25 protein-coding genes and 1 rRNA gene are annotated in these 23,658 nt (G+C 62.0%); 14 read left to right on the forward strand and 12 right to left on the reverse strand.

The window, feature by feature from the left end; translation table 11 throughout:
- Positions 1 to 73: ribosomal RNA gene (locus DBO86_RS26345) — 16S ribosomal RNA — on the reverse strand; the annotation flags it as partial.
- Between the two features lie 153 nt (positions 74 to 226).
- Here DBO86_RS26345 and DBO86_RS22205 point away from each other — a divergent pair.
- Entirely contained in the window at positions 227 to 670 is a 444-nt protein-coding gene (locus DBO86_RS22205; RefSeq protein ID WP_244185593.1) for a hypothetical protein, read from the forward strand.
- On the opposite strand, the gene tyrS is transcribed toward DBO86_RS22205, so the two are convergent.
- Positions 657 to 1,856 (reverse strand): tyrosine--tRNA ligase, encoded by a 1,200-nt coding sequence (gene tyrS, locus DBO86_RS22210; protein WP_108234863.1) that lies wholly within the window; start codon positions 1,854 to 1,856, stop codon positions 657 to 659. The genes DBO86_RS22205 and tyrS overlap by 14 nt on opposite strands.
- 181 nt (positions 1,857 to 2,037) lie before the next feature.
- Between tyrS and DBO86_RS22215 the strand changes: the two genes are divergently transcribed.
- Together DBO86_RS22215 and DBO86_RS22220 are read left to right on the forward strand one after the other, a co-directional pair.
- The gene (locus DBO86_RS22215; protein WP_108234864.1) at positions 2,038 to 3,465 is read left to right on the forward strand and encodes a peptidoglycan DD-metalloendopeptidase family protein; all 1,428 of its coding nucleotides are present in this window, start codon (positions 2,038 to 2,040) and stop codon (positions 3,463 to 3,465) included.
- Between the two features lie 3 nt (positions 3,466 to 3,468).
- Complete coding sequence (locus DBO86_RS22220) at positions 3,469 to 4,560, forward strand: anhydro-N-acetylmuramic acid kinase (RefSeq protein WP_108234865.1); 1,092 nt, start codon at positions 3,469 to 3,471, stop codon at positions 4,558 to 4,560.
- Positions 4,561 to 4,610: 50 nt separating this feature from the next.
- Here the strand turns inward: DBO86_RS22220 and erpA are convergent, their stop codons facing one another.
- The 4 genes from erpA to argC form a co-directional block, all read right to left on the reverse strand.
- On the reverse strand, positions 4,611 to 4,961 hold the full coding sequence (gene erpA / locus DBO86_RS22225) for an iron-sulfur cluster insertion protein ErpA (protein ID WP_003463426.1): 351 nt from the start codon (positions 4,959 to 4,961) through the stop codon (positions 4,611 to 4,613).
- Positions 4,962 to 5,033: 72 nt separating this feature from the next.
- On the reverse strand, positions 5,034 to 5,444 hold the full coding sequence (locus DBO86_RS22230) for a bactofilin family protein (RefSeq protein WP_003463429.1): 411 nt from the start codon (positions 5,442 to 5,444) through the stop codon (positions 5,034 to 5,036).
- A complete protein-coding gene (locus tag DBO86_RS22235; protein WP_242408763.1) occupies positions 5,434 to 6,177 on the reverse strand; it encodes a DUF6776 family protein in 744 nt (247 codons plus the stop codon). The genes DBO86_RS22230 and DBO86_RS22235 overlap by 11 nt, the downstream gene beginning before the upstream one ends.
- On the reverse strand, positions 6,174 to 7,208 hold the full coding sequence (gene argC, locus DBO86_RS22240; RefSeq protein WP_108234866.1) for an N-acetyl-gamma-glutamyl-phosphate reductase: 1,035 nt from the start codon (positions 7,206 to 7,208) through the stop codon (positions 6,174 to 6,176). Before argC ends, DBO86_RS22235 begins: the two co-directional genes overlap by 4 nt.
- Positions 7,209 to 7,342: 134 nt before the next feature.
- On the opposite strand from argC, the gene hemJ reads away from it, so the two are divergent.
- The 5 genes from hemJ (at position 7,343) to DBO86_RS22265 (ending at position 12,032) form a co-directional block, all read left to right on the forward strand.
- Positions 7,343 to 7,771 (forward strand): protoporphyrinogen oxidase HemJ, encoded by a 429-nt coding sequence (gene hemJ / locus DBO86_RS22245; protein WP_017675639.1) that lies wholly within the window; start codon positions 7,343 to 7,345, stop codon positions 7,769 to 7,771.
- A 154-nt stretch (positions 7,772 to 7,925) separates the two neighbouring features.
- Positions 7,926 to 8,888, forward strand: coding sequence for an NAD(P)H-dependent flavin oxidoreductase (locus tag DBO86_RS22250; RefSeq protein WP_100549048.1), 963 nt, complete (start codon positions 7,926 to 7,928; stop codon positions 8,886 to 8,888).
- Entirely contained in the window at positions 8,885 to 10,147 is a 1,263-nt protein-coding gene (locus DBO86_RS22255) for an alanine racemase (RefSeq protein ID WP_108234867.1), read from the forward strand. The genes DBO86_RS22250 and DBO86_RS22255 overlap by 4 nt, the downstream gene beginning before the upstream one ends.
- Positions 10,148 to 10,271: 124 nt before the next feature.
- Complete coding sequence (locus DBO86_RS22260; protein ID WP_064495180.1) at positions 10,272 to 11,234, forward strand: DUF805 domain-containing protein; 963 nt, start codon at positions 10,272 to 10,274, stop codon at positions 11,232 to 11,234.
- Between the two features lie 9 nt (positions 11,235 to 11,243).
- Positions 11,244 to 12,032, forward strand: a complete 789-nt coding sequence (locus tag DBO86_RS22265; RefSeq protein ID WP_021488793.1) for an SDR family NAD(P)-dependent oxidoreductase — start codon at positions 11,244 to 11,246, stop codon at positions 12,030 to 12,032.
- An 8-nt stretch (positions 12,033 to 12,040) separates the two neighbouring features.
- Here DBO86_RS22265 and DBO86_RS22270 read toward each other — a convergent pair whose 3' ends face one another.
- Positions 12,041 to 13,522 (reverse strand): AAA family ATPase, encoded by a 1,482-nt coding sequence (locus DBO86_RS22270; RefSeq protein ID WP_108234896.1) that lies wholly within the window; start codon positions 13,520 to 13,522, stop codon positions 12,041 to 12,043.
- A 123-nt stretch (positions 13,523 to 13,645) separates the two neighbouring features.
- Between DBO86_RS22270 and DBO86_RS22275 the strand changes: the two genes are divergently transcribed.
- Complete coding sequence (locus DBO86_RS22275) at positions 13,646 to 14,473, forward strand: formylglycine-generating enzyme family protein (protein ID WP_108234868.1); 828 nt, start codon at positions 13,646 to 13,648, stop codon at positions 14,471 to 14,473.
- A 205-nt stretch (positions 14,474 to 14,678) separates the two neighbouring features.
- On the forward strand, positions 14,679 to 15,326 hold the full coding sequence (gene coq7 / locus DBO86_RS22280) for a 2-polyprenyl-3-methyl-6-methoxy-1,4-benzoquinone monooxygenase (RefSeq protein ID WP_021488790.1): 648 nt from the start codon (positions 14,679 to 14,681) through the stop codon (positions 15,324 to 15,326).
- A 45-nt stretch (positions 15,327 to 15,371) separates the two neighbouring features.
- Here coq7 and DBO86_RS22285 read toward each other — a convergent pair whose 3' ends face one another.
- Positions 15,372 to 15,794, reverse strand: coding sequence for an OsmC family protein (locus tag DBO86_RS22285; RefSeq protein WP_017675647.1), 423 nt, complete (start codon positions 15,792 to 15,794; stop codon positions 15,372 to 15,374).
- A 236-nt stretch (positions 15,795 to 16,030) separates the two neighbouring features.
- Here DBO86_RS22285 and crp point away from each other — a divergent pair, with 236 nt between their 5' ends.
- Complete coding sequence (gene crp, locus DBO86_RS22290) at positions 16,031 to 16,675, forward strand: cAMP-activated global transcriptional regulator CRP (protein ID WP_017675648.1); 645 nt, start codon at positions 16,031 to 16,033, stop codon at positions 16,673 to 16,675.
- Between the two features lie 49 nt (positions 16,676 to 16,724).
- Here crp and trpC read toward each other — a convergent pair whose 3' ends face one another.
- From trpC to DBO86_RS22310, 4 genes are all read right to left on the reverse strand, one after another.
- On the reverse strand, positions 16,725 to 17,564 hold the full coding sequence (gene trpC / locus DBO86_RS22295) for an indole-3-glycerol phosphate synthase TrpC (protein WP_108234869.1): 840 nt from the start codon (positions 17,562 to 17,564) through the stop codon (positions 16,725 to 16,727).
- On the reverse strand, positions 17,561 to 18,607 hold the full coding sequence (gene trpD, locus DBO86_RS22300) for an anthranilate phosphoribosyltransferase (RefSeq protein ID WP_074679595.1): 1,047 nt from the start codon (positions 18,605 to 18,607) through the stop codon (positions 17,561 to 17,563). The genes trpC and trpD overlap by 4 nt, the downstream gene beginning before the upstream one ends.
- Entirely contained in the window at positions 18,604 to 19,200 is a 597-nt protein-coding gene (locus DBO86_RS22305; protein WP_106733183.1) for an aminodeoxychorismate/anthranilate synthase component II, read from the reverse strand. Before DBO86_RS22305 ends, trpD begins: the two co-directional genes overlap by 4 nt.
- 685 nt (positions 19,201 to 19,885) lie before the next feature.
- The gene (locus DBO86_RS22310) at positions 19,886 to 20,548 is read right to left on the reverse strand and encodes a GntR family transcriptional regulator (protein WP_108234870.1); all 663 of its coding nucleotides are present in this window, start codon (positions 20,546 to 20,548) and stop codon (positions 19,886 to 19,888) included.
- A gap of 275 nt (positions 20,549 to 20,823) precedes the next feature.
- On the opposite strand from DBO86_RS22310, the gene DBO86_RS22315 reads away from it, so the two are divergent.
- From DBO86_RS22315 to DBO86_RS22325, 3 genes are read left to right on the forward strand one after another with little or no spacing between them, the layout of a single operon-like run.
- Positions 20,824 to 22,059, forward strand: coding sequence for an NRAMP family divalent metal transporter (locus DBO86_RS22315; RefSeq protein ID WP_108234871.1), 1,236 nt, complete (start codon positions 20,824 to 20,826; stop codon positions 22,057 to 22,059).
- Between the two features lie 16 nt (positions 22,060 to 22,075).
- On the forward strand, positions 22,076 to 22,846 hold the full coding sequence (locus DBO86_RS22320; protein WP_108234872.1) for a LamB/YcsF family protein: 771 nt from the start codon (positions 22,076 to 22,078) through the stop codon (positions 22,844 to 22,846).
- Complete coding sequence (locus DBO86_RS22325; RefSeq protein WP_108234873.1) at positions 22,843 to 23,649, forward strand: putative hydro-lyase; 807 nt, start codon at positions 22,843 to 22,845, stop codon at positions 23,647 to 23,649. Before DBO86_RS22320 ends, DBO86_RS22325 begins: the two co-directional genes overlap by 4 nt.
- The last annotated feature ends 9 nt before the right edge of the window (positions 23,650 to 23,658 follow it).

The raw sequence follows: 23,658 nt of genomic DNA on the forward strand, positions 1-23,658 counted from the left end.
TCATCCGCTCGACTTGCATGTGTTAGGCCTGCCGCCAGCGTTCAATCTGAGCCATGATCAAACTCTTCAGTTCAATACTGCTTGGGTTTTGAGAAAACCCTAAACTTGGCTCAGCAATCGCAAAACTTTCAAATTAATGAAAGGTAACTCTCGAATTAACGAGTGTTGCTTTGTGATGCTGATAATCAGTTGACTATCAGTCTTACCTCACAAGCACCCACACGAATTGCTTGATTCAGTTGTTAAAGAACAGTTGGTTAAGTCTTTCGTCTCAACCGAGGCCGCGCATTCTACAGCAGCCTCTCTATCTGTCAAGCTGTTTTTCGATTTTGTTTCCGGAGAAACTTCTTTCTACTCAACCACTTGCGCCTTCGATCAGATCTTCTTCTCTCCAGCGGGAGGCGCATTCTACAGCGTTCAAAACCGCTGTCAACCACCTCTTCCAAACCGCTTTCGATCCACTCGACCGAAGCATCAACAGGACCAAACCACCGCCCTGTCGACCAGCGCGCATTCTACACGCCAGATTCAGCTTTGCAAACCCTTCATTCAACTTAACTTATTGATTAAAAAGCAGTTTTTGAAGCGCTTCATCGCTGAAGTGGCGCGCATTCTACCGCCAGCAGAATGCGCGTCAAGCTTTAATTGCAGTTTTATTACTCGGCTTTGAGCGTGATGCGCGCAAAGGCCCTCTTGCCGGCCTGACAGACATGGGTAGAACCCACCTTGAACAGGAAAGCGCGGTCAACCACCTCACCATCGACGCGCACGCCACCCGAACCCAGCAGATCGCGAGCCACGGCAGCATTCTTAACCAGGCCTACTTTATTAAGGACGGATGAGATCGGCATATCTTCAACCGAAGCCAACTCAACTTCGGGCAGATCTTCCGGCAGCTCGCCATCCTTCATACGATTGCCAGCGGAACGGTGCGCAGTGGCCGCAGCCTCTTCACCGTGAAAGCGCGCCACGAGCTCTTCGGCCAGCTTGATCTTGATATCACGTGGATTGGCGCCCTGCTCGACATCACGCTTGAACTGTTCGATCTCCTCCATGGAGCGAAAGCTGAGCAACTCGAAGTACCGCCACATCAGCGCATCAGGCATGGACACGAGTTTGTTGTACATCACGCCCGGCGCTTCCTGGATGCCGACGTAATTGCCCAGCGACTTGGACATCTTCTTCACGCCATCGAGACCTTCCAGCAGCGGCATGGTGACAATGCACTGCGACTCCTGCCCATAGGCGCGCTGCAGCTCGCGCCCCATCAGCAGATTGAATTTCTGGTCGGTACCGCCCAGCTCGACATCAGCCTTCAGCGCCACGGAGTCGTAGCCCTGCACCAGCGGGTAGAGAAACTCGTGAATGGCGATCGGCTGGTTGCCGGTGTAGCGCTTGTCGAAATCATCGCGCTCGAGCATGCGCGCCACGGTGTACTGCGAAGCCAGACGGATGAAGTCAGCGGGCTTGAGCTGATCCATCCAGGTGGAGTTGAACGCCACCTCGGTCTTGGCCGGATCGAGAATCTTGAATACCTGCTGTTTATAGGTCTCAGCATTATCCAGAACCTGCTCACGGGTCAGCGGCGGGCGCGTGGCGCTCTTGCCGCTGGGGTCACCGATCATTCCGGTAAAGTCCCCAATCAGAAAGATCACCTGGTGACCGAGTTCCTGAAACTGACGCAGCTTATTAATAAGCACGGTGTGACCGAGATGCAGATCTGGCGCGGTAGGGTCGAAACCCGCCTTGATCCGCAGCGGCTGACCACGCTTGAGCTTTTCGACCAGCTCAGCCTCAACCAGAACCTCTTCTGCACCGCGCTTGATCAGCGCCAGCTGCTCTTCGACCGACTTCATGACAGAACCCGCAACCACTGGAAATTGAAAGGGAACCAACCATACAAGATCGCGGACTAATTACAAGTTTTGCCCAGGGTAAGCGCCCTGAGCGTCCGTTCGGCATGTCAAGGGTTGCCCCAAGCCGATTTTGGTTATATTTTATACAGTTAATGCATATTCCAAGAAAACGCCTCACGCCATGACGCAAAATATTCCTAAAGCCCCGCCCTACCCTAAAAGCCATATCCTGGCTGCTAGTGGTGTAGCTGCGCTGCTGAGCCTGGCTCTGCTGGTGTTTCCTTCGCGTGAAGTCGAAGCGCAGAAAACCTTTCTCGACCTGGATCTCGGTAACGATACCGAGCAGGTGCTGCAGGAAAAGGATGACCTCCGAGCGGGACTGCCAGTGCCTGGCGCCGCTTCGCCCTTCGCCAAGATCGAGCAAAGCGCGAACACCGCAGAGAACAGCGCAGAAGACGCTGACGAAAACCTCCTAGAAACAGCTGACACCACTCCTCCTTCCGACCCCAACCACCACAACATCACGGTCAGTAATGGCGATACGCTTTCTACCGTGTTCGCCAAGGTCGGTCTGAACGCCAATGATCTGCATGAAGCGCTCAATAGCAGCAAGGACGCCAAGCAGTTCAGCCGTCTCAAAGTGGGCCAGGTGCTGGACTTCGAACTGAACGAAGACGGCAAGCTGAAGAGCCTGCAGAGCAAGCTCAGCGATCTGGAGACCATTCGCCTCAGCCGTACCGACAAAGGCTTCGATTTCCAGCGCGATCAGGTCAAGCCTGAGGTGGTCACCGCATACAGCCGCGGCGTGATCAACAGCTCGCTGTTCCTTTCCGCCAAGCGTGCGGGCCTGTCTCATAGCCTGACCATGGACCTGGCCAACGTGTTTGGCTACGACATCGATTTCGCCATGGATATTCGCGAAGGCGACGAGTTCGAGGTGATCTATGAAGAGAAGGTGGTGAACGGCAAGCGCGTTGGCACCGGCAACATTCTCTCGGCGCGCTTCACCAATCGCGGCAAGACCTATACCGCCGTGCGCTACACCAGCAAGCAAGGCACCACCAGCTACTACAATGCCGATGGCGAAAGCATGCGCAAGGCATTCATCCGCACGCCGGTGGACTTCGCTCGTATCAGCTCGCGCTTCTCCACCGGTCGCAAGCACCCGATCCTGAACAAGATCCGCGCACACAAGGGTGTCGACTATGCTGCGCCACGTGGCACGCCGATCAAGGCAGCCGGTGACGGTCGTGTGACGCTGGCAGGTCGTAACGGTGGCTACGGCAATACCGTGATCATCCAGCACGGCCAGCGCTATCGCACCCTTTACGCACACATGCAGGGTTTTGCCAAAGGTGTGCGCAACGGTGCGAACGTCAAGCAAGGCCAGATCATCGGTTATATCGGTACTACCGGACTCTCCACCGGCCCGCATCTGCACTATGAGTTCCAGGTCAATGGCGTACACGTCGACCCGCTCAGCCAGAAGCTGCCGATGGCCGACCCGATTGCAGCGAGCGAGAAGCAACGCTTCATGCAACTGAGCAAGCCGCTGATGGCACGCATGGACCAGGAAAAGGCCACCATGCTAGCCGCCAACCAGCAGTAAGCCGTGCCCCTCTATATTGGCGTGATGTCCGGCACCAGCCTGGATGGGCTGGACATCGCGCTGATCGATCAGGATCAGCGCCCTCACCTGCTCGCCACCCTCTATCGCCCCATGCCAGAACAGCTGCGTAGCGACCTGCTGGCGCTGTGCACCTCGGGCGATGATGAACTGGCGCGCGCGGCCATTGCAGAACAGCGCTGGGTCGAACTGGCCGCTGCCGCTATCAACGAACTCCTGCAGCAACAGAACCTGACCGCGCAACAGATTCGCGCCATCGGCAGCCATGGCCAGACCGTGCGCCATGAACCGGCGCGCGGCTTCACCATCCAGATTGGCAACCCGGCATTGCTGGCCGAGCTTACGGGCATTTGCGTGGTCGCAGACTTTCGCCGCCGCGATGTGGCCGCCGGTGGTCAAGGGGCTCCCCTGGTCCCAGCTTTCCACCATGATCTGTTCGGCAATAGCCAGCGGCAGGTCGCCGTGCTCAATGTCGGCGGTTTCAGTAACCTCAGCCTGCTTTCACCCGGCCAGGAGGTTCTGGGATTCGACAGCGGCCCTGGCAACGTTCTGCTCGACGCCTGGATTCAGCATTGCCAGGGCCTGGCCTATGACCATGATGGTGCCTGGGGAGCCAGCGGTACCGTACACCCGGAGCTATTGAAACGGCTGCTGGGCGATCCCTTCTTCGCTACCCAGGGACCGAAGAGTACCGGTCGCGAGCTGTTCAATCTCGACTGGTTGCTTGCCCATCTGCAAGCATTGCCACCGTTGGCCGGCGAAGACGTTCAGGCGACCCTGGTAGAACTCACCGCGTGCACTGTCGTCAGCGCCTTGCGCAACGCGCAAGCCCACACGGACGCTCTGCTGGTGTGTGGCGGCGGCGCTCACAACGCTTGCTTGATGAAGCGCCTGAGCGAGATGCTGGCAGGAACCGAGGTCAGCAGCACCGCGACTGAGGGCGTAGACCCGGACTGGGTCGAAGCCATGGCCTTCGCCTGGCTGGCACATTGCGCACTTGAAGGCATTGCTGGCAATCGACCGAGCGTGACTGGAGCCAGAGGCCTGCGCGTGCTCGGCGCCATCTACCCGGCCTGAAAACGACAACGCCGCGCATCGAGCGCGGCGTCTGTCATCAGGCAAAGCATTCAGATCGAGAAGGACGACCCGCAACCACAGGTAGTGGTGGCATTGGGGTTCTTGATCACGAAACGCGAACCTTCCAGCCCTTCCTGATAGTCGACCTCCGAACCAGCCAGATACTGGAAGCTCATGGCATCGACCACCAGACTCACACCTTCACGCTCGACGATGGTGTCGTCCTCGGCCACGTCCTCATCGAAGGTAAAGCCGTACTGAAAGCCCGAGCAGCCGCCGCCCGTGACGAACACGCGCAGCTTCAGGCGCGGATTGCCCTCTTCATCGACCAGGTTCTTCACCTTGCTGGCCGCGCCTTGGGTAAAGTGCAAGGGGGCAGGGGTGAAGGTTTCGACGCTCATTCTGGACTCCCGGCGCCATGCGCCATACTGCTTTGGGCGTGCATTATCCGCTTGCCCGACGAAATTGGTCAACTATTGCTCGATTTCCAGCGTAGCGGGAAGCTCGAGTGGCCGCTCACCATCCTTGAGGTGACAGAGGCGCCCCTCGATCTGCGCCCCCATGGCCATCTCCATCAGGCCGTAATGCAGGTTGCCGCGAACCCGGGAGCGTGAACCCAGCTCAAGATGGCCGCTGGCGAACACATCACCACTCACCTCTCCATCGATCACTATATGGGGTGCGCGTATCTCACCTTCAACCAGGCCGCCTGCACTCACGCGCACCAGCCCTTCGGTAGCCAACAGATTACCGGTGACCCGACCATCCACTTGCACCGCGCCCTGAAAGCGCATGTCGCCTACCAGCTCGGCGCCAACGGCAATCAGGCTGGTCTTACCGCTGAAGCGCTGCAAGTCGGGTTTGGTCTTGTCTTTACTCCACATGGGTGGCTATCGCTCCTGATTTTATCCATTCGAATGTACGGCTCAGCGGTTTGTCACCCTCGACCTCCGCCTGAACCTTGACCTGACGCGGCTCGAAGCCCTCAGGTAGTTGTAGCTCGCCGAAACGACCCGCTTCGGGGAAGGACTGGAAGTGCTTGAAGGAGAAGGCAATGCTGCTCTCGCTGACCTCGTCGGACAACGCCGCCAGCTCCAACATGGCCGGCTTACCGTCCTGCAGTCCTTCGACCGTGATACGCAAGCGCCCCTGCAATGCCTCATCACTGGTACCGACTCGGCTCATCAGCAATTTGTAGCGGAATCGCTGCGGCGCGTCCGTGGCTTGCAGCTCAAAGGCGCGAATGCGAATGCCTTCACGACGACTGGCAGGTGCCAACACGCCTTTATAGAAGGCCAGATCCTGCTGCTGCTTGAAGATCTGCTCCTCCAGCAGTTTGATGGTGCGGCGATTCTGCTCCATGGCCTGCTGAGTGACCTTGTCGCTACTGCCGACCACAGCCAGGCGCTGGCGCAACAGCTCCAGTTCCTGCTCCTGTTCGGCAACACGGGTCAGCAGTGCGTGCGTATCTTCGGGCGTCTGCTGAGGCTGCACCTGTGGCCAGTACCATCCCAGGGCAAAGGCCGCCGGTACGGCGAGCACCAGCAGCAGTTGCAGCCAACGGCGTCTGCGCTCACGACGCGGATCGCTGAGGCGGACCTCCCAGCCCGGTATCACGGCAGCAGGGCCGCGTGCGACAGGCCGAGACGCTCGTCGAGACCGAAGAGGATGTTCATGTTCTGCACCGCCTGGCCGGAGGCCCCCTTGACCAGGTTGTCGATCACCGAGAGCACCACCACCAGGTCGCCGCCCTGCGGACGGTGCACGGCGATGCGGCAAACGTTGCCTCCGCGCACGCTGCGGGTTTCCGGATGGCTGCCCGCCGGCATCACATCGACGAAAGGCTCGCCGGCGTAACGCTTCTCGAACAGTGCCTGCAGATCGACCGAGGTATCGGCCACGCGCGCATAGAGGGTCGCATGAATGCCACGAATCATCGGCGTCAGGTGTGGCACGAAGGTAAGGCCGACATCGCTACCTGCTGCCTGGCGCAGCCCCTGGCGAATTTCCGGCAGGTGGCGGTGGCCCTTGACCGAGTAGGCTTTCATGCTCTCGCCGGCCTCACAGAACAGCGAACCAACGCTGGCGCCACGACCGGCACCGCTGACACCGCTCTTGCAGTCGGCGATCAGGCTACCGACATCCGCCAGCCCGGCTTCGAGCAGCGGGATCAGCCCCAGCTGAGTAGCGGTCGGGTAGCAGCCGGGTACGGCGATCAGGCGCGCAGTCTTGATCGCCTCACGATTGACCTCGGGCAGACCATACACCGCCTCGCTCAGCAGCTCGGGGGCGCCGTGCGGCTGGCCGTACCACTTGGCCCACTCCTCGGCGTCCTGCAGACGGAAGTCAGCGGAGAGGTCGATTACTCGCGTGCCCGCAGCGAGCAACTCACCAGCCAGCGCATGGGCCACGCCGTGCGGTGTGGCGAAGAACACCACATCACAGGCGCCCAGGGTGGCGACATCCGGCACGCTGAACGCGAGTTCGGGGTAGTGGCCGCGCAGATTGGGGTACATCTCGTCGACGCGCAGGCCGGCCTCGGAACGGGAAGTAATCACGGTCACCTCTGCCTGCGGGTGTTGCGCCAGCAGACGCAGCAATTCGACACCGGTGTAGCCCGTGCCGCCGACGATACCGACCTTGATCATCACATGCCCCTTTGCAAAAGCCATTGGAAAGTAGCCGATGATAAAGCCGCATCGGCCAAGCTCCAACCGCGGAGGTGACGCAGACCGTCAGTTGCCTCTACTATCGAGGCCATTTTTCAGTGCGGGAAGCGAAAATGCTCTATCTCTGGCTCAAGGCTCTGCACATCATCGCCATGGTCTGCTGGTTCGCCGGCCTCTTCTATCTGCCGCGCCTGTTCGTCTATCACGCCATGAGCAGCGACGCCGCCAGTCACGAACGTTTCTGCATCATGGAGCGCAAGCTGTATCGCGGCATCATGATCCCCTCGATGATCGCCACGCTTGGCCTGGGCATCTGGTTACTCAGCCTCAATTCGGCGTACTACTTCACGCAAGGCTGGATGCACGCAAAGCTCACCCTGGTAGTGGCGCTGGTGATCTATCACCACCTGTGCGGCGCTCAGCTCAAGCGCTTTGCCCGCGGCGAGAACAGCCGCAGTCACGTGTTCTATCGTTGGTTCAATGAAGCGCCGGTGCTGGCTCTGCTGGGCATCGTCATCCTGGTCGTCGTCCGCCCCTTCTAGCAGGCCGTTGAAAAACTACCTGCGTTGCCATTGCTGCGTTAAAAACAGGCTCAAAATGCTCATTTACAACTCGTAAACTCCGCTTTTTCGCCTGTTTTTGCCTTGCAATGACTGCCTCGCCTACATTTTTCCACAGCCTGCTGAGGAGTTCGCCATGTCTCTGCCCGCCCTGCTCGAACAACGTCTGCGTCTGCCCCTGGTCGCTGCGCCGATGTTTCTGGTATCCAATCCGGCGCTGGTCAGTGCCTGCTGCAACAGCGGCATCGTCGGCAGCTTTCCGGCGCTGAACCAGCGTGAGAGCGCCGGTTTCGCCGCCTGGCTCGACGAGATCGAAGCCAGCCTGGCGAGCAACGCCGCGCCCTATGCCGTCAACCTGATCGTGCATAACAGCAACCCACGCCTGCAGGCGGATCTGGCCATCTGCGTCGAACGCCGCGTGCCCATCGTCATCACCAGCCTGGGTGCTGTGAAGGAAGTGGTCGATGCGGTGCACAGCTACGGCGGCCTGGTGTTCCATGACGTGACCACCCGCCGCCATGCTGAAAAAGCTGCCGAGGCCGGCGTGGATGGCCTGATCGCCGTGGCAGCCGGCGCTGGCGGCCACGCCGGGACCTGGAGCCCCTTCGCCCTGCTGGCCGAGATTCGTCAGTTCTTCGACAAGACCGTGCTGCTGTCCGGCTGCCTCAACCACGGCCACGAAATTCTCGCCGCGCAGTTGCTCGGTGCCGACCTGGCCTATATGGGCACCCGCTTCATCGCCACGACCGAGAACAATGCGTCGGCCGATTACAAGGCGATGATTCTCGAAGCGCGGGCCGCCGACATCATTCACACACCCGCCGTGTCCGGTGTACCGGCCAGCTTCATGCGCCAGAGCCTTGAACAGGCCGGCTACGACCTGAAACAGCTGCAGAACAAGGGCGATATCAACTACGGCGAGAAGCTCAAACCGATGGATGAAGAAGCCAAGGCCTGGAAAACCGTCTGGTCGGCCGGTCAGGGCGTCGGCGGCATCGACGACCTGCCGTCGGTGCAGGAGCTGGTGTCGCGACTCGACCACGAATATCGCGCCGCACTGACACGTAGCCAAGCGCTGGGGCAACGCTGGCCGCGATGAAGCGTCGCCACCTGCTGGGCCTGGGCGCGCTCGGTCTGCTCGGCGGCTGGGCGCTGCGCCCAACTGATCGAGGTCGCGAGCATGACGCCTACTTCGCCGAGCTCAACCGGCAGCTACAGCGCGATGGCGAGGGCATCCCCACCCTGCTGCTCGACCTCGATCGGCTCGACGCCAACACCGATCTGCTGGCCGCAAGACTGGGCGGTCGCCTCCAGCTGCGCCTAGTGACCAAATCGCTGGCCAGCACCGGCCTGCTGGAATACCTGGCCAAGCGCCTGCAGACCCAGCGCTTCATGGTCTTTTATCAGCCGCAACTGAATCGCCTGGCCAGGAGTTTTCCCCAGGCCGACCTGCTGCTTGGCAAACCCATGCCGGTTGCCGCTGCGCTGAATTTCTATCGCCAGCTTGCGCACCACCTGGATTTCGATCCCGACCGCCAGGTGACTTGGCTGATCGACAGCCAGCAGCGCCTGATGCAATACGGTGAATTGGCCAAGGCGCTGGGGCGACCGCTGCGCATTGCGCTGGAAATCGACGTCGGCCTGGAGCGCGGCGGTTTCGCCACCCCGCAGGCGCTGGCTCAGGCGCTGCTGCAACTTCGTCAACTGCCGGCACTGCGTCTGCAGGGGCTGATGGGATATGACGCGCATGTCGCACACAGCCCACCCTGGCAGAATCAGTTACGAGCATTCAGCGAGACCGATGAGCGCTATCGACTATTCATCAGCAGCGCTCAGGGGTTCAGCGATCTTTGGCCAGCAAAGCCGCTGCTCAACGGTGCCGGCAGCCTGACCTACCTGCTGCACAGCCAGCAGGAGACTTCGCTCAATGAAGTCGCCGTCGGTTCCGCCCTGCTCAAGCCCGCGGAGCGCGACACGCCACTGCTCAAGGAGCATCAGCCAGCCCTGTGGATCGCCAGCCCCGTACTCAAGGTGGTCGACGGCGCCCTGCCCTACCTGCAACCGCTGCAGCCTCTGATCAGTGCCTGGAATCCCAACCGAGAGAACGCCTACTACCTCTACGGCGGTCGCTGGCCGGCACAGCCCGTCTCACCGGCCGGGCTCGACTACGACGAACTCTACGGCCGTAGCGCCAATCAGGAGCGCCTGGTGGGTGGTAGAGGCACACGACTGACGAGCAACGATTGGGTATTTCTGCGCCCCGCGATCAGCGAAGGTGTGCTGGGCGATTTCAGCGAAATACGTCTACTACGCCGCGGCCAGCTGGTCGGCCGCTGGAGCACAATAGGCGACAGCTGAAAAATAGCCATGAGCGGCGCTTCAGGCCGCTTGTATATTGGCCTCGCGGCACTCTAGGCTTATGCCTCGCCTGCTGCTCAACGGGCGCTTCGCTCCCCCACTTCCCGCCGACAAGGAAGCTCGCATGAATCAACCGCGTTACAAGATCGTGTTCGACGGCCAACTGATGCCCGAGGCATCGTTGGAAATGGTCAAGACAAACCTGGCCCGCCTGTTCAAGAGCGACCTTGCCCGTATCGACAGTCTGTTCAGCGGAACGCCGGTGGCGCTCAAGCGTGATCTGGGCGAAGGCGAGGCGGAACAGTACCTCAACGCTCTGCAGAAGGCGGGGGCCAAGGTGCGCAAGGAGCTGGATCAGGCCGCCAGCCTGAGTCTGGTGCCAACCGAAGCCGAAACAGAGCAGGCCGTGGACGCGGCCACGCCGCATATGACCTGCCCCAAATGCGGTCATGAGCAGGCCAAGGCGAGCGAGTGCTCCGCCTGCGGCATCATCATCGAGAAATACCTCGCCCGCCAGGCACAGCTGGCCGAAGCCGCTCCGGCCCCAGCCCCTGTCGCAGCGGCTGCATCGCCCTATGCACCGCCACAGGCAAATGTCGCCGAGCAATTGCCGCAGTACTCCGAGCTCAAGGTCCTCGGCGTCAGCGGCCGGATCGGCCGCGTGCGTTACCTGGGCTGGCTGATGGCGATGACGCTGTGTTTCATCCCGATCATGTTGATCGGTACCGGCATTGCCGCGATGTCCTCGACCCTGGCCATGTTGGCGCTGGGCATCGTCAGTATTGCCGCGGTGGTGATCGGTATCTTCATCGGCGTACAGCGTCTGCATGACATTGGTTGGTCCGGCTGGCTGCTGCTGGTGCACCTGATCCCGGTGGTCGGCAGCGTGTTCGCCCTGCTGATGCTGATCATCCCGGGCACTCAAGGCGTCAACCGCTACGGCCCACCACCGCCCCCCAACAGCACTGCAGTCAAGGTACTGGCCTGGTTGTTCCTGCTGGTACCAGTGACCGGTATCGTCGCCGCCATCGCCATTCCCCAGTATCAGGGTTATGTCGAGCGTGCCGCCGAATATCAGGAGCAGTAATTCCCGACCATGCGCAGCTATGCATTGATCACCGGAGCGTCCAGCGGCATTGGCCTGGCCTTGGCCGAAGCCCTGGCACGCCGGGGGCGCAACCTGATCCTGGTGGCGCGCCGGCGTGATGCCCTGGAAAGCATCGCCTGCGAGTTGGCCCAGCGCTTCGGCGTCGAAGTGCTGTTTCGTCTATGCGACCTGAGCGAGCCGCTGCAATTGTCCGGCCTGCTGCTGGAGCTGGAAGAAGGCCAGTGGCATGTCGATCTGCTGGTGAACAACGCCGGCCTCGGCTGCGCCGGTCCGTTCCTGGAGCAGGACTGGAGTCGCGAGCTGGAGCAGTTGGAAGTCAACGTGCTGGCGCTGACCCGCCTGTGTCACGCACTTGGTCAGCGCATGGCCGAGCACGGCAGCGGGCAGATTCTCAACGTCGCCTCGGTCGCGGCCTTCCAGCCCGGCCCCTGGATGAGCAGCTACTACGCCAGCAAGGCCTATGTGCTGAACTTTTCCGAGGGGTTGCGCGAAGAGCTGAGAAGCCGCGGTGTGCGTGTGTCAGTACTTTGCCCCGGTCCGACCCACAGCGCCTTTTTCCGTGCAGCGCAGATGGACGTCACGCGGATTGCCGGCAGCAAGCTGATGATGAGCGCCGAGGAAGTGGCGCTGATCACCGTGCGTGCACTGGAAAAGAACCGCGCCATCATCATTCCCGGCTGGCGCAACCGCCTGCTGGCCCTGAGTCCACGCCTCGCGCCGCGCTGGCTGGTACGCAAACTCAGCGGTCGCCTGACCCGCCCCTTCACCGGCGCCTGACCGGGTACTCAGCCGGCATTGACCGTGCGCCCATCGGCCCACTCTCGCAACGCCATCAAGCGCTCGGCCATCACCACGGACAGCGGCGCGGTGCTCTGCAGTGCGCGCAGCAGCAACCCCTGATCGACCGCCTGCTGCTGCGCCTGACCAGCGTACAGCGCGCTGACCACTGCCTGCTCGATCTCGGCACCCGAGTAGCCCTCGCTGGCAGCAGCCAGCTGCGCGAGATCGAAGTTGCCTGGTTCCAGTTCACGACGTTGCAGGTGGATACGGAAGATGTCGGCCCGCACCTCGGCACTGGGCAGGTCGACGAAGAACAGCTCGTCGAAGCGCCCCTTGCGCACCAGTTCCGGCGGCAGACGGTCGATGGCATTGGCCGTGGCCACCACGAACACCGGTGCCTTGCGCTCAGCCATCCAGGTCAGCAGGGTGCCGAGCACGCGCTGGCTCACGCCACCGTCGTGGTCGCCACTGGCCAACCCCTTCTCCACCTCGTCCATCCACAGCACGCAGGGCGCCATCTGTTCGGCCAGACGCAGCGCCTCACGCAGGTTGCGCTCGGTCTCGCCGAAGAACTTGTTGTACAGGCAGGCGAAGTCCAGACGCAGCAGCGGCAAGCCCCAGAGCCCGGCAACCGCCTTGACCGCCAGGCTCTTGCCACCGCCCTGTACGCCGACCAGCATCACGCCTTTCGGCGCGTCCAGGAGCTTGCCTTCGAGAAAGCCGGCCTGACGTTCGGCCAGCCAGCGCTTGAGGTTGACCAACCCGCCGACTTCGGCGAAGCGTGCAGTGTCGTATTCGAAGCTGAGCACGCCCTCCAGATCCAGCAGCTGGAACTTGGTCTTGTTCAGCTCGGGGATGTCTTCCTGGGTGATCGCGCCATCATCGCAGATCACGTTGCGCGCCAGCGCCCGGGCCTCGCCGTGGCTGAGGCCGCGCAGGTTCTTCACCACCTGCTGCAGGGTACGGTTGTCGGTACGCACGCGTGCGCCGCGATTGCCTTCGCTCCAACGCGTCGCCTCGTCACGCACGATGCTCAGCAGCTCGTCTTCCGACGGCAGCGCGAGACTGAAACGAGCCGCGAAACGCTGTACTTCGGCAGGCAGCTTGAGCGCATGCGACACCAGCACCAGCGTCGGCTTGTGCGCGGCCTCGCTCATGGCGATTTCCTTGAGCAGGCGCACCAGCCTGGGGTTGTCATCGAGGAAGGGATGCAGGTCGCACATCACGTAGAGGTTCGGCTGCAGATCGGCCTTGATCATGCGCAGAGCCGCTTCGGGCTCAAGGGTCGGCGACTCGTCCACTGCTGCGCCGCCGAAACCCAGACGCTGCAGGCCCTCGGTCACCGACCAGGTGTGCAGGCCGAGACCGCGTTTGATCGCCAAACCTGTCAGGGTTTCCAGCACGCGCAGCTCGTCCCAGGACTCGATCACCACCAGCTTGACCTTGGAATCCAGCACCAGTCCAAGATCATGAATATCGTTCTTCAACACCGACTCCTTGGGAGATTTGGCCAGCCAGGCACGCAGGGTTACCATCCGCGGTTTCACAGAATCGAGAACTTACCGCATGGACCGCCTGAACACGCAGATCGTCGCCGGAGGCATCACGCCGTGCAAGTGCTGAAAGCGCGTCGTGTCACAGTATTCATGGCCATCGCAGCCGGCCTGCTGGTTAACCTGCAGGCCGCTGCTATCGAAACCATCAGCGACCCTTTGCCCGGCGGCGCTCAGGGCCCCGAAGTGGTGGTGATTCCGGCTGGCGAGTTCCGCATTGGCGATGCCAGCGGTCGCGGCAATGACAACGAGCGCCCGCAACGATCGATTGCGTTCGATCAACCCTTCGCCATCGGCCGCTACGAAGTCACCTTCGCCGACTGGCAGAAGTACGCCGACGCCAACGGGCTGCCCATGCCTGACAACGAGGGCTGGGGCCTTTCGGCGCAGCGCCCGGTGATTCATGTGTCCTGGCGTGACGCTCACGCCTACACCCAGTGGTTGTCACGCGAGACGGGCGCGCGCTATCGCCTGCCGACCGAAGCCGAATGGGAGTATGCAGCGCGCGGAGGCAGCCAGAGCTACTACTGGTGGGGCGAGCAACTCGACAGCAGCGAGCAGGCGCCACGCGCCCACTGCCGTGGTTGCGCCAGCTCGCGCCTGTTGCGCAACAAGACGGCAGCCGTCGGCCAGTTCCCGGCCAATGGCTTCGGCTTGCATGACACCGCGGGCAACGTCTGGGAGTGGACGGGCTCGAACTTCACCCAGCGCTTCGACGGCAGCGAAACGCAGAGTGCCGGCCTGCTCGACAATAGCCCGCGCGTGGTGCGCGGCGGCGCCTGGAACAGCGGCCCGGTCTACCTGCGCAGCAGCATGCGCGACCTCAAGCAACCGCATCACCGCGACTATGCCCTGGGCTTTCGCGTGCTGCGCGAGCTACCCTGAGAGACTGTCCTAAGTCTGCTGCGCGTCGGCCCTGCTGCGTTAAAAACAGGCTCGGAATGCTCATGTACAAAAGTACACTCCGCTTCCTCGCCTGTTTTTGCCTTGCACGATCCTAGCTCGCGAGACTTTAGAACAGCCTCTGAGCCACGGACGACCTGGCGACTTTGCAGTAGACTAGCGCTGTTGTTACCTCTGGAGGTGCCCCATGGCCAGCGAACGCCAGTATTCCCCCGTCGACCGCCTGCTACTGCAAGCCGATGCCGCGCTGCGCACGCTGCTGCCATTCAGCGGCGCGTCGAGTCGCCCCTCGCCTGCCATCGTGCAGAACGAGACCGAGCTGAGCAGTGAGGAGTCGCGTCATGTCGCCGGCCTGATGCGCATCAATCACACCGGTGAAGTCTGCGCCCAGGCGCTCTATCAGGGCCAGGCGCTGACCGCCAAGCTGCCGCAAGTGCGTAGCGCCATGGAGCATGCGGCCGATGAGGAAATCGACCACCTGGCCTGGTGCGAACAGCGCATTCGTGAGCTGGGCAGCCAGCCCAGCGTGCTCAACCCGCTGTTCTACGGTCTGTCCTTCGGTGTTGGCGCCGTTGCCGGACTAGTCAGTGATCGCGTCAGCCTGGGCTTCGTCGCCGCCACCGAGGATCAGGTGTGCAAACACCTGGACGAGCACCTGGAGCAACTGCCCGAGCATGATGCCAAGTCGCGCGCCATCCTCGAGCAGATGCGCATCGACGAACAGCAACATGCCAACAGTGCCCTGGCGGCGGGCGGCGTGCGCTTCCCGGCGCCGATCAAGTTCGGCATGACCTTGCTGTCGAAGGTGATGACCAAGAGCACCTACCGCGTCTGAAACGAACGAGGGCGCCATTGGCGCCCTCGTCATTTTCAGCGAACCTCAGCCCAGTTCGACGATTTCGTAATCGTGGCTGATATCGACGCCGGCACGACCCAGCATGATCGAGGCCGAGCAGTACTTCTCCGCCGACAGCTCCACCGCCCGCTTCACCTGCGCCTCTTTCAGCCCGCGGCCCTTGACCACGAAGTGCAGGTGAATCTTGGTGAACACCTTGGGCTCCTCGCCTGCGCGCTCGGCGTCGAGGAACACTTCGCAGCTTTCTACCGGCTGGCGGCCCTTGCGCAGAATGCTGACCACATCGAAGTTGCTGCAGCCACCGAGGCCGATCAGCAGCATCTCCATCGGTCGAACACCGAGATTACGACCACCGGCATCGGGCGGACCGTCCATCACCACGGCATGGCCACTACCGGACTCGCCGAGGAACAGAGCTTCACCGGCCCATTGCACACGCGCTTTCATCGATATTGGCTCCCAGAGTGGAAAAGTTCGGCAGATTAGCACAGGCAGGCTGCAATCCGATGTGTACTCAGTGGACTAAAGTTCCCCTGGGTTATGTTACTCAGGTCGCAAAACGCCCCCTGACTATCCCCCCACCTGTTAAGCTGGCGCCGGATTGCTGGCACACTGGTACGGATAACCAATAAGAAATTGCCTGCGGGACAAAGGCCTACCATTTATTTTTCCGGGACTCGGGCATGGTTGCTATTACCCTTACACCAAAAATTAAGAACCTCGACAAGCTTCTTGCGCATTGTCATCGCCGTCGTTACACAGCCAAAAGCACCATCATCTACGCAGGTGATCGCTGCGAAACCTTGTTCTTCATCGTCAAGGGCTCGGTCACCATCCTGATCGAGGATGACGATGGCCGTGAAATGATCATCGCCTATCTCAACTCTGGCGACTTTTTCGGCGAGATGGGCCTGTTCGAGAAGGATGGCTCAGAGAAGGAACGCAGCGCCTGGGTTCGCGCCAAGACCGAATGCGAAGTCGCGGAAATCAGCTACGCCAAGTTCCGCGAGCTGACCCAGCAAGATCCCGAAATCCTCTTCGCCCTTGGCAGCCAGATGGCCGAACGCCTGCGCAATACCACGCGCAAGGTCGGTGACCTGGCCTTCCTCGATGTCACTGGCCGTGTTGCGCGCACCCTGCTCGACCTGTGCAAGCAGCCGGACGCCATGACCCACCCGGACGGCATGCAGATCAAGATCACGCGTCAGGAAATCGGCCGCATCGTCGGCTGCTCGCGCGAGATGGTCGGCCGAGTGCTCAAGTCCCTGGAAGAGCAGGGCCTGGTACACGTCAAAGGCAAGACCATGGTGGTGTTCGGCACGCGCTGAACAGCCCCAATAGAAAAAGCCGGCTTGATTGCCGGCTTTTTCATGCGCGTTATTCCGGGTCCGTGCCGATTACTGCAGGCCGGCCGCGTTCGGGAAAGAACAGACGCTGCAATTCGCCGCCCGGGCTCTCGGCGCGCATAAAGGCCTCACCGACCAGGAAGGCATAGACCTCGTTGATCTCCATCAGCTCGACATCGGCGCGATTGAGAATGCCGCTTTCGGTCACCACCAGGCGATCACGCGGAATACGCGGCAGCAGGTCGAGGGTGGTTTCCAGGCTGACATCGAAGGTGTGCAGGTTGCGGTTGTTGATCCCCACCAGTGGTGTGTCCAACGTATTCAGCGCCCGCTCCAGTTCGGCGCCGTCATGCACCTCGACCAGCACGTCGAGGCCGACGTCCTTGGCCACCGAGGCCAGCTCGGCCATGCGCACGTCATCCAGGCAGGACACGATCAGCAGCACGCAGTCGGCACCGAGGGCGCGGGCTTCGACGATCTGGTACGGATCGACCATGAAGTCCTTGCGGATCACCGGCAGCGCACAGGCCGCGCGGGCCTGTTGCAGGTACTGGTCGGCACCCTGGAAGAAATCGATATCGGTCAGCACCGACAGGCAGGTGGCGCCACCCGCTTCGTAACTGCGGGCGATATCCGCTGGCACGAAGTCGGCGCGCAGCACGCCCTTGCTCGGCGAGGCCTTCTTGATCTCGGCGATCACCGCCGGTTGCTTGCGCGCCGCCTGCTCGAGCAGCGCGCGAGCGAAGCCACGCGGTGCGTCGGCACTACGCGCAGCAGCCTCGACCTCGGCCAGGCTGACCTGGGCACGGCGCGCCGCGACTTCCTCGAACTTACGGGCGACGATCTTCTCCAGTACGGTTGGCACGCTCACCCTTCGTTCTCCTGTTTGAATACCGCGGTAAAGGACACCAGCTCTTCCAGCTTCTCGCGCGCCAGGCCGGTGTGCAGGGCGTCATGCGCCAGCTGCATACCTTCGCGCAGGCTGCTGGCATGATCCGCAGCGTAGAGCGCCGCGCCAGCATTGAGCACGATCATATCGGCGGCCTTCTGACCGTTGTCGGTCTTGCGCCGGCCGAGGGCATCGTGGATCAGCGCCAGCGACTGCTCGGCGTTGTCGACGGTCAGGCCGATCAGGCTCTGACTCTTGATAGCGAAATCCTCGGGCTGGATGCGGTACTCGCTGACCACGCCATTCTTGAGTTCGGCAATGAAGGTCGGCGCGGCCAGGCTGATCTCGTCCAACCCATCCTGCGCATGCACCACCAGTACGTGCTCGCTGCCCAGGCGCTGCAGCACTTCGGCCATCGGCCGGCACAGCGCCTGGCTGAACACGCCGATGACCTGATGCTTGGCACCGGCCGGGTTGGTCATCGGGCCAAGCATGTTGAAGATGGTGCGCAGGCCCAATTCGCGACGCGGGCCGATGGCGTGCTTCATCGCCCCGTGATGAGACGGCGCGAACATGAAGCCGACGCCCACGCTCTCGACGCAGCGCGCGACCTGCTCCGGCTTGAGCCCCAGGTAGACGCCGGCGGCTTCCAGCAGATCGGCGCTGCCACTCTTGCCGGAGACTGCGCGGTTACCGTGCTTGGCCACCTTGCCACCGGCCGCGGCGACGACGAAGGCCGCGGCGGTGGAGACGTTGAAGATGTTCATGCCATCGCCACCGGTGCCGCAGGTGTCGACCAGCCGCTCGGCGTCAATGACCACTGGTGCAGCCAGCTCGCGCATGACGCTGGCGGCGCCGACGATCTCGTCGATGGTTTCGCTCTTCATGCGCATGCCCATGAGGAAGGCGCCGATCTGCGCGTCGGTGCACTGGCCGGTCATGATCTCGCGCATCACCGCCTGCATTTCCTCGGTGGTCAGATCGAGCTGGGCGACGATGCGGCCCAGGGCTTCCTTGATATTCATGCGCGCACGCCTCCGGTCTGCTTGAGGAAGTTGGCGAACAGTTCGTGGCCCTGCTCGGTGAGGATGGATTCGGGGTGGAACTGCACGCCCTCGATGTTCAGGGTCTTGTGGCGCAGGCCCATGATCTCGTCGACCGAGCCGTCTTCATGCTGGGTCCAGGCGGTGATCTCCAGGCAATCCGGCAGGGTTTCGCGCTTGACCACCAGGGAATGATAGCGGGTCACAGTGAGCGGGTTGTTAAGGCCGGCGAACACGCCCTTGTCCTCATGGAACACCGGGCTGGTCTTGCCATGCATCACCTGGCGCGCGCGCACCACATCACCGCCGTAGGCCTGGCCGATGCTCTGGTGGCCGAGGCAGACACCCAGGATCGGCAGCTTGCCGGCGAAATGCAGGATGGACTCGATGGACACCCCCGCCTCGGTCGGCGTGCACGGGCCGGGCGAAACGACGATGCGCTCGGGCTTGAGCGCTTCGATCTCGGCGATGGTCAGTTCATCGTTGCGAATCACGTGCACGTCGGCGCCCAGCTCACCCAGGTACTGCACGACGTTGTAGGTGAAGGAGTCGTAGTTGTCGATCATCAGCAGCATGGTATGCGTCGCCTCTTGATGTACTGCCTTGGTAGCCCTTCGTTGGACAGGTTTCACGCCCGAGCACGGCTCGACGACACGGGAAACAACGGGGGCGAACGATAACGAACCGGCCGGGCCGGCAAGGGAAAGGTCAGGCGCGCCAGCGCCAACGGGCGACGGCCTTGATGAGACGCATCAGGAGGATACTGCTGTGGATCACGGGAGGAATCTCGCGTTACGGATGCCGCACAGTAGCCCAGCAAGCTACACGGTGCAATATCACTATACCCACCAGCGCATGAACACGAGCGATGGGGCAACCCAGCGTTTCGCAGGGCATATGCCCTGACTGATAGTCGGCGCGAGATCACACCCCGAGGCCCCGCCCTATAAAAAGAGGGATTACCTGAACGGAATCGAGAAGCCTGATCACGAGCTCAACAGCAACCCCTACCAGAACATCCAAGAGGAAATCAATAATTAGACGGTGCATTTTGAACCCCCTATTTTCTTCAGAGGGTTATCTAGATACGCCCAAAAGAACCTCCGAAGAACACCTTTCTTCGCTTTATGCGGTTTTTTGCAGATTCTATAAAAACGTCTTGACATGAAAAGAAATTAGCCGCCAACAAGTCTTACAAACCCGCCGTAAAAACTCCGTCTCATCACATCCCGCTTCATTTCCCTGTCAGGCGTCGGCGGATCAACGTGAGCGACGCGCATAGGCAGCCAGCACGGTGCGCTCGGACTGCACCAGGTAGGCATCAAGCGCCTGCGCAGCCTCCTGAGCCTGCCCGGCTTCGAGGCGCTGGAGAATCGCCGCATTCATGTCGATGTAGGGCGAGTGGAGAAACTCGGCATCGTTGAGCAGACCGAAGGCCAGGCGCAGCTCGGCGGACAGATGGGCGTAGAAGGTATTGAGGCGCTCACTGTCGGCCAGTTCGACGATGGCGGCGTGAAACGCCATGTTCGCGGTGCCCGCCCCGCTCCAGTCCTGCGCCTCACGACAGCGCTCGGCAGCGGCTACGGCCTGCGCCATGCGCTGCACGGCGGGATGCTTGGGGTAGGCCTGGGCAAGCGCCTGGCATTCGATGAAGCGGCGTACCCGGTAAATGTCGATGATCGAAGCCATATCCGGTACAGCGACGAAAACGCCACGATTGGGCTCGTGCTTGAGCAGACCTTCCTGGGTCAGCACACGAAAGGCCTCGCGCAGGGTATTGCGCGAAATATCCAGGCTTTCACTCAGCGCCGCCTCGGACAGACGCTGACCAGGCACCAGCTCACCGCCGACCAGCTTGCGGCGGATTTCGGCGGTCACGGTTTCGCCGAGAGTACGCGGATTGTCAGGCGTGTCTTTGCTCATCGTTCCATCCATTGCAGTTGATGGGGCTGCGGGGCTCGCAGATGCTCCATGAGTCCGCCCCCTGAAGCAAGCGCTGCCGGGTGTAACCAGATGCACAGCAATGGAACACCAGCGGGTAATTAGGTAACAAAACAGTGCATATTGATGAACTATAAAATATTTATTGTTGAACAATATATTCATTAATAATCAACAATACAGACAGGTTCGAAGGATATTGGCACAGCGATTGCCTTGTCATGGACAACTGATCCTCCCCTTTCCAGGAGCGCCCCATGCAGGCCCAGACCACTACTGACTTTGCCCGCTCACGCCGCTCATCATTGATCGCGGCCATCTTCCTGATGGCTACCTCGGCCATTGGCCCCGGCTTCATCACCCAGACCGCCACCTTCACGGCGACCATGGGCGCCGCCTTTGCCTTCGGCATCCTTGCCTCGATCCTCATCGATTTCGTGGTCCAGTTGAACGTCTGGCGCATCGTCACCCTGACCCGCATGCGTGCCTCGGATCTGGCCAACGCCGCGATTCCCGGTAGCGGCTATCTGCTGGCGGTGCTGGTGATCTTCGGTGGCCTGGTGTTCAACGTCGGCAACATCGCCGGCGCTGGCCTGGGCCTCAATGCGCTGATGGGGCTGGATCCGAAATGGGGCGGCGGCCTCAGTGCACTCATCGCCATCGGCATCTTCCTGTCCAAGCGCGCCGGCATCGCCGTCGACCGCCTGATCGTGGTGCTGGGCCTGTTGATGATCCTGCTCACCCTGTTCGTCGCCTTCGCTTCCAATCCGCCGCTTGGCGAGGCGCTGCGCCAGACCGTCTGGCCGGACACGATCAACTTCGCCACCATCACTACCATCGTCGGCGGCACCGTGGGTGGCTACATCACCTATGCCGGCGCGCACCGCCTGCTCGATCGCGGTCTGGTCGGCGAAGAGCATGTGCAGGAAGTCACCAAGGCAGCGCTGAGCGGCATCGCGGTCACCGGCGTGATGCGCTACATCCTGTTCCTGGCGATTCTCGGCGTGGCTGCCAGTGGCGTGGTAATCGACACCTCCGGCCAGGGCGCCAACCCGGCGGCGCAAGCCTTCCAGGCGGCGGCGGGCCAACTCGGCCTGCGCACTTTCGGCCTGGTACTCTGGGCTGCGGCCATCACCAGCGTGATCGGCGCTGCCTATACCTCGATGTCCTTCATCACCGCCTTCATGCCTGGCATCAGCGAACGCGGGCGTAACCGTGCCACGGTGCTGTTCATCGCCCTCTCGCTGAGCGTTTACCTCATGCTCGGCACTGCGCCAGCCGCTCTACTGGTGTTCGCTGGTGGCTTCAACGGCCTGATTCTGCCGATTGGCCTGAGCCTGTTCGTCTACGTCGGCTGGCGCCGATCCGACCTGATGGGCGGCTACCACTATCCGCGCTGGTTGCTGATCCTGGGTGCTGCTACCTGCATCCTGACCTGGTACATGGCGGTCAAATCGGTCGGCCCGATTTTCGCCTTCCTCAACGTGGCCTGACTCCAGGATACCCGATATGCCAACCATCGACCTCAACAGCGACCTGGGCGAGAGCTTCGGCCAATGGTCCATGGGCGACGATGCCGCGATGCTCGATATCGTCACCAGTGCCAACGTCGCCTGCGGGTTTCACGCCGGTGACCCCGCCGGTATCCTGCGCACGCTCAAAGCGGCCACAAGCAAAGGCGTGACCATCGGCGCCCACGTCGCCTATCCCGATCTGGTCGGCTTCGGCCGCCGTAACATGGATATCGCCAGCGACGAGCTGACCGCCGACGTGATCTACCAGATCGGCGCGCTGCAGGCACTGGCTCAAGCCGCCGGCACCTCGGTGCGCTACGTCAAACCCCACGGCGCGCTGTACAACACCATTGCCCACGACACCCGCCAGGCGCTGGCGGTGATCGAAGCGATCCGCGCCGTTGACCCGAGCCTGGTGCTGGTCGCCCTGGCCGGCTCACCGCTGATCGAACTGGCGCGCCGCGAAGGTTTGACCTGCATCGCCGAAGCCTTCGCCGATCGCGCCTACACACCGCAAGGCACTCTGGTATCGCGCCGCGAGCCAGGCGCCGTGCTGCACGACGCCGAACAGGTGGCGCAACGCATGCTGCGCCTGGTGCAGACCGGCACGGTCGAAGCCATCGATGGCAGCCTCACCCGCATCGAAGCCGACTCCATCTGCGTACACGGCGACAGCCCCGGCGCCATCCAGATGGCCCGCGAGGTACGCCAGTTGCTGGAGCACTCTGGTGTGTCCCTGCAACCCTTCGCCGGAGCCTCCCGATGAACGCCATGCAACGTGCCCAGCAGGCCGCCATTGCGGCCGCCCGCCTGGCCCGCGCCGAGTACCGCAACGGCCGCGTCGCGCCCACAGCTGGCATCGCGCCGGGCATGACCCAGGCCAACCTGATCGCCCTGCCCCGCGACTGGGCCTACGACTTTCTGCTCTATGCCCAACGCAACCCCAAGGCCTGCCCGGTGCTCGACGTGAGTGACGTTGGCAGCCCACGCACGGTGCTGGCCGAAGGCGCCGACCTGCGCAGCGATCTGCCGCTGTATCGCATCTGGCGCGACGGCAAGCTGGCCGAAGAGGTCAGCGACGCCACTGCCGCCTGGGCCGAGCACCCGGATATGGTGGCGTTTCTGATCGGCTGCAGCTTCACCTTCGAGACGGCCCTGCAGGAAGCCGGCATCGAAGTGCGGCACATTGCCGATGGCTGCAACGTGCCGATGTACCGCAGCAACCGCGCCTGCCGCCCGGCGGGTCGCCTGCATGGCGAGATGGTGGTGTCGATGCGGCCGATCCCGGCGGATCGCGTCGCCGAGGCGGCCGGTATTTCCGGGCGCTATCCCTCGGTGCACGGCGCTCCAGTGCATATCGGCGAGCCGGATCGCCTCGGCATCAAAGACCTGCACAAGCCGGATTTCGGCGACGCGGTGCGTATCGAGCCCGGCGAGGTGCCGGTGTTCTGGGCCTGCGGCGTGACGCCCCAGGCGGCGGTCATGGCCTCCGGCGTGCCTTTCGCGATCACCCATTCGCCGGGCCATATGTTCATCACTGACGTGCCTGACAGCACGTATCACGTATAGGACAAGCCC

The sequence above is a fragment of the Ectopseudomonas oleovorans genome (assembly GCF_003052605.1).
Classification (GTDB): Bacteria; Pseudomonadota; Gammaproteobacteria; order Pseudomonadales; family Pseudomonadaceae; genus Aquipseudomonas; species Aquipseudomonas oleovorans_A.